This window comes from Hahella sp. HN01, from assembly GCF_018986435.1.
In the GTDB taxonomy this organism is placed as follows: domain Bacteria; phylum Pseudomonadota; class Gammaproteobacteria; order Pseudomonadales; family Oleiphilaceae; genus Hahella.
This window is the reverse complement of the sequence record NZ_JAHMIN010000006.1, coordinates 122,995-135,381: the sequence shown is the minus strand read 5'-3', so window position 1 is coordinate 135,381 and position 12,387 is coordinate 122,995. Positions and strand designations below refer to the sequence as shown.

Genomic DNA, 12,387 nt, shown 5'->3' with positions numbered 1-12,387 from the left:
TAAGAAGATGGCCGCATTTTCCATCGAAGACTATGTGGAAAAGCTGAACAAGAAAAGCGGAGAGGACTTCTCTTACCTCCTCCGCGTCGTTCGCGCCATGTTGTCTTTTATGGAAGGCCCTGCGCATATCGCGTTGAAGAAAGTCGTTCTGTCCTCGCTGCAGCAGGGACTTGTGATGATGGATAAACAAAGTCTGCTGGCCGTCACGCGAGAGCTGTTGCAGGGCCTAAAGCACAGGCCGCAGGTGGATTTGGTCAGCGACCTGTGCGACCCGCTGTTTATTGCAATGATCAGCAAGCTGTTTGGTCTTGATATCCCTGACCGAGAAAAATTTCTGGCGTTGATCGACGCAACCGCCGCGATTACCGAGCCACTGCTGCCAATAAGGCGTTTGAAAGCGCTACAAAACGCCTTTTTATCACTGAGGGACATGATCAACGGCCAATGGCGGACGCTCAGCCCCGGAATCCTTCTCGCAATGCAACAGCAGGGGGACCACCTGAATCAGGAAGAGCTGCTGATACTCATGGCGACGCTGGTGATAGCGTCTCGCACCACAACGGAGACGCTGGCGGGAATCATGCTGGAAAACAGTAAGGAACCCGGTATTCGTCATGTGTTGCTAAGCAATCCTCAATGGGTTGAAGAGCATATCGAGGGAATGGTAAGGCTTTGCGCTTCTACAGAGTATTTGACCCGCGTCGCCAAGGAGCCAGTCAATCTGGATGACCTAGCCGTCGCAGCGGAGGAGCAAATTCTCATCCATGTCCCCTCCGCCAACCGTGACCCCGATTATTATCCCGACAACCGCTTTTCGGGGCTGGAGCACAGCCGTCAATGCCGCCACATCGCCTTTGGCGGCGGCAGCCACCGCTGTCCTGGGGCTAATCTGGCCAAGGTCGTTCTTAGCGCAGTGATACCCATCATCTACTCAACTCTGGAGCTTATCGACATCGATCCCGAAGCAGTGCAGTACAAGAAATCCACCTTCGCCAAACGACCTGCGAGTATCCCGGCCTATGTTTGCTGAAGAAGAAATCCAGGCGCGCAGAAGCAAATTTGAAGAGAAGAACGGCATCGTCATTCTTGACGATTATCATGACGCCGCGACCGTTTTATCAGATAAGGCATTCAGGGTCCCGGATCTCCCCGGTTTCCTGCGCAAATTGGAAGCGCACGCCCCTGTGGACTTGCGCTTTCTGAAAATGTACGTCGATAACTCGCCGTTTTTCCTGGAAGGTCCAAAACATAAACGGCTAAGAGAGATCTGCCTTCGCTACCTCAGCGGGCAGGCTTTGAAAGAGATGGATGACGTCATCGTCACTCAAACCGGCCTTATTCTGGAAAAACTACCCAATACGTCCTTTGATGTTGTCGCGCTTGTCGGGAAACCCATATTTACCCTGATCATCAAGCCACTGCTTGGATTAGCGCCCCTCGAAGCCGAAAAGTTCGACCGCTTGGCCATGGTTCTGCAGCGTTTGATCGAACCTATGCTGTCACTGAACAATCTGGCGCGTATCAATAACGAACTGGAATGGCTGACCCAACAGATCCAGCAACAACTTCAGTTGGAAACACCAGCCAGCGGCGTTTTGGCGAGCTTATTAGCGGATGACGACGCGCCGCTGTCTCATGAGGAGAAAATCGCTCTCGTCATCACGCTCTATGCTGCGGTAGCGCCTCTGGCGCAGACGCTTTGCAATATGATTGAGATCCTGTACCGGGATGGCCCACCTCCCCCTTCTGAACCAGCGCATATTCTCGAAAGCCTGCCGCTCTTACTTCACCAAAGCGCCGCGCCGCGATTTATTCATCGAGTGGCGGCGGAACCACGCAGATTAGGAAACATCGTTATTCGTCAGAGCGATACCGTCATGATTAATATCGCCAAAGCGGCCCTGACGGAATCTGATGTACCTGAGTCGCGCTTGAGACACTACAGCTTCGGACATGGCGCGCACTTCTGCATTGGCGCGCCGCTTTCCAAACGCATTATCAGTGAATTTATTCCAAGGTTTTTAAAGCAGTTCCCTCGCTTGCGCGTCCTCAATAAGCAGTACGACGAGAGTAATCACATCGCCAGAGCATTAACTTTATTAACTGTGAGCCCTGATCAATGAAACTGGAAAAAGAATATATCGTTAGTTTTATCCTTGATCGCGCATCTGAACTGACCAAGACGTCCCGAGAACAACTATTTGGCGATACGCCGCTGGCTTCGATTGGCGTAGACTCATTATATGCGGTGTTGATTTGCGGACGTCTTGAAGATCATTTCGGAATCGAGATTGAGCCCATCGTCATGTTCGAATACCGCACCGCCAATGAAGTCGCCGACGCGCTGCTGAAGATGGCGCAGCCTGTATGAGTCGTTATTACATTGGACTGTCCACCTCCGGCCATGATCCTTCTTTCAGCATTGTAAATAGCGATGGGCAGGTGATTTTCGCCGAGGCGACTGAACGCTTTCTGCAGGACAAGAGAGCCTGGGGCGTCATGCCAGACCATATAGGACACATTGAGAGCGTCCTGAAACCCTTAATAGCTTCCGACCCCCGAGCAGAGTTTCTAGTCGCCACCAGCTGGAAATCCATCAAGGAGGAACTACCCGTACAGATATCCGATGCGCTGTTGCCCGCTTCGCTCGGTGAATGGATTCGGCGCCAGCAGGGCTATATTCAGGCCAGAGCGGGAAATCATTGTCGAATGATTTTGGGAGAACGCCTGTTGGGCGAGGTGCGTCACTATGATCATCATATGTGTCACGCCGCCAACGCGTTGTACTCCTCGCCATTTTCAGACGGTCTTTGCCTTGTGTTGGATGGAGAAGGAGAAGTGGGCGCCGCCAGCTTATTCGAATTGAGCGATAGCGTGCTGAGAAGGGCCTGGCGCTCGTGGGGACCCGGTAGTTTAGGCGCGCTTTATGGTTGGCTGACAGAGCTGTGCGGGTTTAGCACCCGTCACGGCGAAGAATGGAAAGTAATGGGATTAGCCGCCTACGGCCAGGCGGATGAGAAACTTGTCGAGGAAATCAAATCAATCATGCAAGTCGACGCAGGTCGGCTGCTGCTATCAGACAAAGACCGGATCAAGACAGTCGTAAGCGCCTTGCAGCGGCTCGCCAGAAAGCCTGAAGATCCGATCTTAAGCCAAGCCCGCCTCGCGATGTCCGCACAGCAGGCCTATAAGGAACTCGTCGACCATATCCTCGACGACATAAAGAATCAATACCCAGACGCATGCAACCTGCTGCTCTCCGGGGGGTGTGCGCTGAACTCCCTCTACAATGGCGGCGTCAAACGACAACATGGTTTCGGGCAAGTCCATGCTCCGTCAGCGCCGGCGGATGATGGCAACTCTCTAGGCGCAGCCATCCTCACCTGGGCCGAGGATAACAAAACTACCCAATTGCCACATGGCCATCTATCGCCTTACCTCGGTTCGTCAATCGCCGCCACAGAGATTGACGCCGTAGTGCGTTATTCCGGGCTTACAGTCACTCCGCTGCCTGAAGGAAGCGTGGACTTGATCGCCCATGAGCTTGCCGCAGGAAAAGTCATAGGGGTGGCCCGTGGGCGCGCGGAGTTCGGTCCACGCGCGCTGGGAAACCGGTCCATTCTGGCGGACCCAAGAGCGCCTGAGATGAAAGACAGAATTAACGGGATCATTAAAGGTAGAGAGTCATATCGCCCTTTCGCTCCCGCCTTACCAGAAGAACTGGTTCAGGATTGGTTTGATGACGCACAGCCTTCTCCCTATATGTCTTTCGCGCTTCCGTGGAAAGAAGAAAAGCGCTCTCTGGTTCCCGCAGTCGTGCACCACGATGGGACAGGACGATTGCAAAGCGTCTCCGCCGGCGTATCGCCCTGGTTCCATAGTCTGCTAAACGCTTTTGGCGAAATAACCAACGCGCCGGTCCTCTTGAACACCAGTTTCAACGTAATGGGAAAGCCCATTATCCACTCGGCTCACGACGCCGTTTCGGTACTGATGTCCACAGACCTGGATGCGATTCTTCTGGACGCTCATTACATTCAGAAAAAGAGGTAACGCGGAAGGGATGAAAATCTCCTACCTGACCTTTTACCTTCTGGTGTTTCCGGCGATCCTCTGCCTCTTCTCACTGTGTAGAAGAGTCGCCCCAAGATACGCCAGACTCTGCGTCGCCCTGGCTTCGATGCTGTTCCTCGCCATCGCAGATCGGGTTTCATTTGGCATTTTGCTGGGCGTGGTATTAATCAACTACCACTTGATTCGAGGCATGGAAGTCGCCCCTCATCGGAAACGCCTGTATAAGCTGATCGGGGTCTCGCTCAGCCTAACGCCACTTATCTTTTTTAAACTGTTTGGCGGAACGGTCTACTTTGATGGAGATCTGGCTCAGTCTCTCCTGCTTCCACTGGGTCTGGCGTTCTATTCGCTGCAGCAGGTCACAGCGATAGTCGATTCCGCCAGCGGGCAGGTAAAACCAATCCAGATCAGCGATTACCTGTTCTTCTCCTTTTTCTTCGCCACGCTGACCTCGGGCCCGATCATTACCTACAAGGACATGATGGGACAGTTGCAGCAGGACGATTCGTCGTCCATTTCTCCCTATAACATTGACCTTGGCGTCAGCCTGTTCATTCTCGGCTTCGCGAAGAAAACTCTGATCGCAGACCCTATTGAGAGCATGACCGGCGCACTATTGCAGGTGAGCAATATCAATCCGGAAACCTACTATTCCATCTCAGAACTTTTATACATTTTCTGGGGCGGCATGCTAAGTTTTTACTATGTGTTTTCCGCCTACTCTGACATGGCCATTGGCATCGCTCTGCTATTCGGGGTGCGTCTGCCCGTCAATTTCAATTCGCCTCTCAAAGCCAGAACGCCCCAGCAATATGTAATGTCCTGGCATATGAGCTTCATGGCGTTTGTCAGGCAATATGTATTTCAGCCCGTCTATCTACTGCTGAAAAGGACGCCGATAAAGGACTTGAATACGCGTTACCTGCTCGCCTGGGCCGGGGCCGTATTCTGCTCCTTCGGCGTGGTGGGCGTCTGGCATGCGCCGGATATCGTTACAGTCGCCATCAGCCTGGGCGTCGCCATTACGATCGTGGGCGTAGAGTCCTCATCGCTTGTATTTAGAAGACGTAAACCCGCCTCAGCTCGCACGCCAAGACTTCTATCAAGAGCTATTTTGCTGATATTTATCTGCCTCTGCGCCATGAAGTTCACCCACCCTGACTTTGAGATAGTGCAGTCCTTCACCAATATGCTTACTCACAACCCTACTCTTTTCGTGTCCGACAGACTCGATTTCCTGTCAGGGTATCTCCATGGAGCATGGATCGAGTACTACAGTTTTTTTCCAACTCTCACCACAGTCAATCGCTATGAAATAGCACAACCGACGCTTTCGCCGGACCTCAGCATGCTTCATATATTGCTCGTCACTCTGATTACGTTTTACTGCCCAAACTCAATGCAGATTTTCGGCCTGTTGGAGAAAAACGAAGAGGACAATATGAAAGCGCGTTGGAGCAATCGTATGCGCGCCGCCATCGCCGCGGGGGTATTGCTGTGCATCTCCCTATCCTTCACCAATAACGGCTCCAGCTTCAGCTATGGCGGGTAACCAGTGACCCGTTATATTAGGTGCATCGCCTGTGTCGTCTTCCTCTGTTACGCCGTGGTTCTTCCGGTGAATATTTTAATGGACCCACTGGGTCTGGGATGGGTCACGGAGGTCGCAGACGAACCTGCGATTTACGATGAGATAAATACGCGCCTTGACTTTGAAGAGATAAAAACGGCGCTTGCGGAGACATCCGCAACCAAGGTGCTGATAGGGTCCTCTCGCGTCATGAGGGGCTTCGACACCTGCGCTCTTAACTCTGTACTTAACATTGGCGTCAGCAGTATTACTTCCGCGCAAACTGAATACCTGGTCGACTACGCGGTAAACCTGAACAAGTTTGACGCCATTCTTGTGGAGGCTTTGCCATACACGCCGCCAGAGAAGATCCTGTCCGCGCAAAAAGACCTTATCGCCAAACTGATCAGCCTGAGGACATTCTTCATTTCTTCACAGGCCCTATTGGATCAGTTCAAGCCCAAATCTCAGACTAAGTTTGACTGCGGCCATTCCAGCGCCGCAGGCCCCTACTTCACGGAAGTAAGCACATTCGACAAAAGGGTGTACCGGCAATATCGCGATATTTCACGATATGCGACAGACATAGCGCTGGCGATTAAGCGTATACAAAGCAAGGCCAGCCCCAAGACCAACGTGATTCTTTTCATCCCTCCAGTACATCCAGATCTTCTTAACCCAGAAGAAGTTGACCAATTGATTACGGAGATTGACAGGGTGCTGGGAGAGAATAAGAGTCTGGTGTCTTACTCGGAAATATACGATCGCGAGTTCCTGAATAAGCCCAGATTATGGCAGGACGCCAATCACTTTAGCCCGGAGTTGGGAGCTAACTATCTGCAGTATCTTGTACAAATCAGTAAGTCAGGAGATAAGCATCCTATGCGCGACCACGGCGACCTTAAATTCAACTAGACTTTTCTTACAAGCATTTAGACTCGCTCACGCAGCCGAAGCCAGCAAGCGCCACATGTATATCCCCGTACTTCCAAAACAGACGCACCGTCATTGCGTTAAACACGTTTTATGCGCCTTTTTTGTCATGTTGGGGATAGCACAGGCGGCGCTATCCAATGTCGCTCAGGCCCGGGAAACCATTTCCATCGCCACTGGCGAATATATTCCCTGGGCCTCTCAGAAAGGTCCCCATAACGGCTTTATCGGACACATCATTACCGAGGCCTTTAAACGTCAGGGCATCGACGTCACGTTTGAGTATTATCTGTGGGCGCGCAGTTATGAACAGGCGCGCCAGGGACTGCACAACGCCGCTTCGTACTGGATATGCAGCGAAGAACGCCAGAGAGATTTCTTCTGCAGCGATCCCGTGGCGGAGGAAGACATTGTCTTTTTCCACCAAAAAACCACACCGTTAGACGACTGGAACTCTCTCGACGACCTTCTCCTATACAGTATCGGAGCCACCATTGGTTATACCTACACAAAGGAGTTTTGGGCGGCGGCGGAGTCTGGCATGTTGCGGGTAAGCACAGTCCCCGAGGACGAACAGAACTTCAATATGCTGGCGTTGAATCGCATCGACTTGTGCCTGATGGGCCCGGTCGCAGGCCTGACATTGCTGCGCCAGAAGTTTCCCAAGGCGATCAGAGAGTCCATCACTTACAATCCCAAGCCCCTCGCGACTACCCGCCTGAGCTTGTTGTTCCCCAAAGTCCACAAGGATTCCGTACGTCTGATGCTGATGTTCAATGAGGGACTCAAGCAGATCCGCGCAGAGGGGATCTATGATCGCTACATGGCGGATCTGCTGGCCGGGAAATATGATCCGAAAAACTAGCCGCCCTGAAAAATGTTGGCGAGGCCACAGATAGTTTTTCAGAGGTTCCCTGGCGGATCAGCCCTGTCTGTAGCGGATATCTCTGTAGAATTCGCGGGAATCCTCATCAATCTCGTCCCCCGCTGCGAACAGCGTTTCCTGTTCTTCGTTTGTCAGCGGGGCCTCAACATAAGCGCTTGATGCGGAATGAAATCGAGTCGTACAGATCATCCATTCCTGACTCTGGTTCTTCAGAAATCCCCGCCCTTGATGGGCTCCGCAAAGCCAGCGCTGGCAATCGGTACAGGCGTTAAAATACTCGCTGTTGTCGTTCATGGCGAAAAACACCATATCACCCAGCTCCTCGCCATAGGCCATCGCCAGATAAGCCGCGCGGTTTTCCGCGCAACCGCCAGTTCCCCAGTCTGTTGTATTCAATTCCGCCATGTTGTAGCCGACATAGCAGCGGCCTGTAACTGCAGATACCGCGTAACACATGGTGAAACCGCTTCTGCTGGTGTTCGCCTCCCGCAGACGACGCTTATACATACGCTGGGCGATCGCTTCGATAATTTGTTTGTGGGATTTGGCCATGGGACACACTCCTTGCAGTGAGAAAGATTGCTCCTTCGGCGCCAAAAAACTGCATGAGCCGATTATCAATATAGGCGTGAATAAGTAAGCGAAGCCTTCAAGAAAAGATCATATTTTGTACAACCCTCTTCTCCATACCGTAATAACTACGATTCGCCTTGCCAACGCCGCCCGGCCCCACGCCGATGGGCTATACTTCTCCAAAACAAGAACAATCCGGAAAGATAAAAGCAGGAAGCAACATGGACACTTCATTAGCGCTTGAACTGGTGCTCGAATTCTGGTTTTTAGCTCCATTGGCGGTCATTATCGCCCTATTACAAACCTCCTGGTTCAACAGCGTGATACAACGCCTAACCCAGCAAGAGGAAACGCCGACCTCCACGCCACTCCCCATCATGCGCATCGCCGAAACCAACGAACGCAAGCCCGCAAACAGAATCAGAATCTGTCCCCAATGCGGCGCACAGATGGTCAGCCGCCGAATCAAAAAAGGCCCCAGCGCCGGCCGCGAATTCTTCAGCTGCAGCGCCTCTCCGAAATGCACCGGAGTGCGGGCGGCTTGATAGAAAAGGCTGTTAGTCGGTAGAGTTCGACTCTGCTAATTGGCGGTTTTGGCGTCACCGAACACGCCAAGCTGAGACATGTTTGATAGGAGTAATCACTTGGCTGACGCCCCACCTGAGCTGCTTCTCAGCCCAAACCCAATATGGCATTACTATTGGGTATTTTGGGGGCTGGTTTTATTTTCAATATTATTAGTCCAGCTTCCCGTCGCCTATTTCACGCTCGTCAGGCCCTTCGATAAAAAGTTTGAGATTAAACATTACACGCTGGAAAAAGGAATTTCTATGTCAGCTTTTTGATGCGGCTTTTCAATTACGTGGCGGGGATATTAGTGCAGCCCTATAAAGACAGGCCTTTGAAAGGTCTCGCGCAACGATTTGTCAATGGACGCCTCAGTTATCAGGAGCGTGTCTACAAGAAGACCGTTAACTTTCGCGCCCATGCCTCCGGGTTTCAAATCGCGCTGTGCTATATCATGCTGGTCAGCACAGTCATATAGTTTGCAGGAACAATCCCCTTGCTCATACATGACTTTATTCTCTACCCTGACTTCGCCGCAGCGCGAAATAGCTAACCTCTTTACCGTTTTGAGTCACAGAAATTGCCCACGTCGCCTCCAGAGTTCTTGTTAAGCCCGAACATTTATTGGCATTACGGGCTGCTTATCTGGGCGCTGGTCATGTTCTCAATTCTCCTTATTCAGTTGCCTGTGGCTTATTTCTCCATCGTCAGGCCTTTCGATAAGAAGTTTGAGATTCAGGAGTTCACGCTGGAGAAAGGCATCTTCTATGTCAGTTTCCTGATTCGACTATTCAACTATGTATCAGGTATTTTGCTGCAGCCTTACAAAGGCAGGCCTCTTAAAGGGCTTGCCAAAAGGTTTGTGGATGGGCGCTTCAATTACCAGAAAAGCGTTTACAGGAAGACCATTAACTTTCGCGCTCACGCTTCAAGATTTCAAATCTGTCTCTGTTATGTTTTGGTTGTCAGCACCGTCATTATGTTTGCCGGGCTGATTCCATTGCTTATCCATAACTTTATTCTCTACCCGGAGTTCGCCGCGGCGCACGGAGGATAAGTCTCCTGCGCCCTGAGGGCGCGCTTTACTTGCCCGGCATTTTCATCACAAATTGCGTGTGGTTTTGTTCTGAGTTGGCGGCGATGAAGCCGCCGTGGGCTTCTACGATGGATTTGACGATGGCCAGTCCCAGGCCGGCGCCTTCGTCGGTGCGGCATCGGGAGTCGTCGACGCGGTAGAAGCGGTCGAACACGCGGGACAGGTGTTCCGGCGGTATGCCGGGGCCGGGGTTGGCGACGCTGACTACGGCGAAGCCGGGGGTGTCGCACAGGGATACTGAGACGGTCCCGCCTTCGGGGGTGTGGCGTATAGCGTTGGACAGCAGGTTGCTGACCGCGCGGCGCAGCATCATGCGGTCTCCCCGCACTTTGCGGCAGCGTCCCTTGAGGGTCAGCGATACGCCCTGGGCTTCCGCCCAGGCTTCGAAGTAGTCTAACAGGTCCTGCACTTCCTGGCGTAAGCTGACTTTTTCCAGCGACAAGCGACCCAGGCCGCTTTCGGTGCGCGCCAGCAACAGCATGTCGTCGATCATTTTGGAAATGCGCTCGAACTCCTCCAGGCCGGAATAAAGCACCTCTCGATATTCCTCCACGCCCCGCCCTTTGCTCAGCGCCACCTGAGTTTGCGTCATCAGGTTGGTCACGGGGGTGCGCAATTCATGGGCGATATCCGCCGCGAAATTGGACAAACGCTGATAAGAGGTTTCCACGCGCTGCATCATGTCATTGAAAGAAGCGGCCAGCTCCACCAGTTCGATCGGCGCGGCATCCAGCTCCAAACGAACGTGCAGCCTATCCGAAGAGACACCGCGGATACGATTACTGACCCGCCGCAGCGGCGCCAGCCCCCTGCCCACGCCGACCCAAACGCCGCAGATCCCCACCAGCGCCGCCAATAAAGTGGACGCCCATAAGGTATGGCGATAGCTCTTCATGAATTTACGATGGGCGCTGATTTCAAGCGCCAGCGTCACCAGATAGTAGGAAGAAGGCGCGGCTTCCGGCGCGCTCAATTTGAGACGAATACCCCGGTACAGATTCTGGCCGTCACGCCACATACGCAGGTTGTCCGCGGTAATGACCGTGAGCACTTCCAGATCCCCTGGCGACCCTCTGCCGCGAAACTCAGGGGACGCATAGATGACTTCACTGGAGGGCTTGCTGAGTTTGCAGATAACGCCAAGGCGGCCAGGCAGGGCGCGATCCAGCTTGCGCTGCAACATATCGATATCTTCAGCGGGCCAGTGCTGGAACAGGATGTCCTCCACCACCGCCGCGGCTTCTTTCAGCACCGCGCTGTCCTGCTCCATGAAGTGCTGGTCGATGGTGCGCTCGATCAGCCAGCCGAATACCAGAAACACCGCCAGGATGGCGATCCCCACCAGCGCGGTGATGCGGACTGCGAGGGGCAATGGCCGTTTAGTGGAGCTCATTACGCACGTCCAGCCGATAGCCCATGCCCCGTACGGTCTGGATCAATTTAATATCATGTCCGTCGTCCACTTTCATGCGCAGGCGACGCACCGCCACATCAATGACATTGGTGTCGCTGTCGAAATTCATATCCCACACCTGGGAGGCGATCAGCGACCGCGGCAACACCTCCCCCTGACGCCGCACGAACAGCTCCAGCAAAGTGAATTCTTTCGTGGTCAGCTGAATATCCGCGTCGCCGCGACGGGCGCTGCGGCGGGAAATATCCAATGTCAGATCGCCCACGCTCAACTGATTTCCGCTTAACGGAGCCAGACCTCGTCGCAGAATATTACGCACGCGCGCCAGCAGTTCGGAGAAGGCGAACGGCTTCACCAGGTAATCATCGGCGCCGGATTCAAGCCCCTGCACCCGGTCCGATACGCTGTCGCGGGCGGTCAGAAACAAAACCGGGGTGGCGTTGCCCGCTTCCCGCAAGGAGGCGAGCAGACGCCAGCCGTCCAGGTCCGGCAACATGATATCCATCACGATCAGGTCGAAGTGCTCCGTCATGGCCAAATGCCGGCCATCCAGACCATTGGCGGCGGTATCGACGACAAAGCCCGCTTCCGTCAGGCCTTTCCGCAGGTATTCCCTGGTTTTCGCTTCGTCTTCCACGACCAGCAGTTTCATGTTGCGCCTCCGGGCTGCATGGGGTTGTCGCATAAGGGACATGTGAGGGGGAATCGAGCCGCGCGTGCGGGCGCGGCGGCGCAAAGATAACCCGTGACGCCGTGCGTAAAGATGACGGCCGCATTACGACCCTGTAATCCATGCGTCATGCCTCCGTCAGCGCCGACGCGACATAGTGTCGCCATCCTTTTCGAATTACCGGCGCAGCCGGCCTGTTGCGAGGGAGTTGCTAGCAGCGGAAACCAAAAGGATTCGGATTAAGCCGGGCCAAACCCGTAGCGAAAAATACTGTCCGTAAAGGTTTAACGAGATACACACCCTGTAACTGGAGAATTGAAACGATGAAAACCAAAGCAATGATTTTAGCGACACTGATGGCGACCAGCTACGCCATGACTGCAAGCGCCAGCGAAGAAGGCGGCGGTTACCTGTGGGAAAAGAAAGCGGAACAAAAGACGCATTCCACAGCGAAGTCCGGCAGCTCCGTCGCCAGCCAAATGGGCCACACTGCGGTTCAACACAAACGCTGGACATTTGACGACGCGCCCAGCAACGACACCCAGTCTTAATACTTTTTCCAACACCCTTAGCATTTAGAGCGATCAGACATCACACAACGGTT

The 12,387-nt window shown here is 53.4% G+C and carries 14 protein-coding genes; 11 read left to right on the top strand and 3 right to left on the bottom strand.

Translation table 11 applies throughout. The features are described 5' to 3' along the window. Positions 1-7 precede the first annotated feature (7 nt). The 7 genes from KP814_RS07970 (at position 8) to KP814_RS07940 (ending at position 7,442) form a co-directional block, all read left to right on the top strand. Positions 8-1,030, top strand: coding sequence for a cytochrome P450 (locus KP814_RS07970; protein WP_216736269.1), 1,023 nt, complete (start codon positions 8-10; stop codon positions 1,028-1,030). Next, a complete protein-coding gene (locus KP814_RS07965; RefSeq protein ID WP_216736268.1) occupies positions 1,020-2,123 on the top strand; it encodes a cytochrome P450 in 1,104 nt (367 codons plus the stop codon). Before KP814_RS07970 ends, KP814_RS07965 begins: the two co-directional genes overlap by 11 nt. Beyond that, on the top strand, positions 2,120-2,371 hold the full coding sequence (locus KP814_RS07960) for an acyl carrier protein (RefSeq protein ID WP_216736267.1): 252 nt from the start codon (positions 2,120-2,122) through the stop codon (positions 2,369-2,371). Before KP814_RS07965 ends, KP814_RS07960 begins: the two co-directional genes overlap by 4 nt. Continuing rightward, positions 2,368-4,053 (top strand): carbamoyltransferase C-terminal domain-containing protein, encoded by a 1,686-nt coding sequence (locus KP814_RS07955; protein ID WP_216736266.1) that lies wholly within the window; start codon positions 2,368-2,370, stop codon positions 4,051-4,053. Before KP814_RS07960 ends, KP814_RS07955 begins: the two co-directional genes overlap by 4 nt. Positions 4,054-4,063: 10 nt before the next feature. Next, the gene (locus KP814_RS07950) at positions 4,064-5,626 is read left to right on the top strand and encodes an MBOAT family O-acyltransferase (RefSeq protein ID WP_216736265.1); all 1,563 of its coding nucleotides are present in this window, start codon (positions 4,064-4,066) and stop codon (positions 5,624-5,626) included. Positions 5,627-5,704: 78 nt separating this feature from the next. Continuing rightward, a complete protein-coding gene (locus KP814_RS07945; RefSeq protein ID WP_216736264.1) occupies positions 5,705-6,559 on the top strand; it encodes a hypothetical protein in 855 nt (284 codons plus the stop codon). A 127-nt stretch (positions 6,560-6,686) separates the two neighbouring features. Beyond that, a complete protein-coding gene (locus KP814_RS07940; RefSeq protein ID WP_253938243.1) occupies positions 6,687-7,442 on the top strand; it encodes an ABC transporter substrate-binding protein in 756 nt (251 codons plus the stop codon). Between the two features lie 57 nt (positions 7,443-7,499). Here the strand turns inward: KP814_RS07940 and KP814_RS07935 are convergent, their stop codons facing one another. Further along, positions 7,500-8,015 carry a hypothetical protein gene (locus tag KP814_RS07935; RefSeq protein WP_216736262.1) on the bottom strand — a complete coding sequence of 172 codons (516 nt, stop codon included), beginning with the start codon at positions 8,013-8,015 and terminating at the stop codon, positions 7,500-7,502. 242 nt (positions 8,016-8,257) lie between these two features. Between KP814_RS07935 and KP814_RS07930 the strand changes: the two genes are divergently transcribed. From KP814_RS07930 to KP814_RS07920, 3 genes are all read left to right on the top strand, one after another. Then, a complete protein-coding gene (locus tag KP814_RS07930) occupies positions 8,258-8,581 on the top strand; it encodes a topoisomerase DNA-binding C4 zinc finger domain-containing protein (RefSeq protein ID WP_216736261.1) in 324 nt (107 codons plus the stop codon). A gap of 99 nt (positions 8,582-8,680) precedes the next feature. Then, positions 8,681-8,881 carry a hypothetical protein gene (locus KP814_RS32735; RefSeq protein WP_253938242.1) on the top strand — a complete coding sequence of 67 codons (201 nt, stop codon included), beginning with the start codon at positions 8,681-8,683 and terminating at the stop codon, positions 8,879-8,881. Between the two features lie 380 nt (positions 8,882-9,261). Further along, positions 9,262-9,660 carry a hypothetical protein gene (locus tag KP814_RS07920; protein ID WP_253938241.1) on the top strand — a complete coding sequence of 133 codons (399 nt, stop codon included), beginning with the start codon at positions 9,262-9,264 and terminating at the stop codon, positions 9,658-9,660. 25 nt (positions 9,661-9,685) lie between these two features. Here the strand turns inward: KP814_RS07920 and KP814_RS07915 are convergent, their stop codons facing one another. Both KP814_RS07915 and KP814_RS07910 read right to left on the bottom strand, forming a co-directional pair. Continuing rightward, entirely contained in the window at positions 9,686-11,092 is a 1,407-nt protein-coding gene (locus KP814_RS07915; RefSeq protein WP_216736259.1) for a heavy metal sensor histidine kinase, read from the bottom strand. Continuing rightward, positions 11,079-11,765: a heavy metal response regulator transcription factor gene (locus KP814_RS07910; RefSeq protein ID WP_216736258.1), complete on the bottom strand. Its 687-nt coding sequence runs from the start codon at positions 11,763-11,765 to the stop codon at positions 11,079-11,081. Before KP814_RS07910 ends, KP814_RS07915 begins: the two co-directional genes overlap by 14 nt. 341 nt (positions 11,766-12,106) lie before the next feature. On the opposite strand from KP814_RS07910, the gene KP814_RS07905 reads away from it, so the two are divergent. Further along, positions 12,107-12,334, top strand: coding sequence for a hypothetical protein (locus KP814_RS07905; protein ID WP_216736257.1), 228 nt, complete (start codon positions 12,107-12,109; stop codon positions 12,332-12,334). Positions 12,335-12,387: the final 53 nt, after the last annotated feature.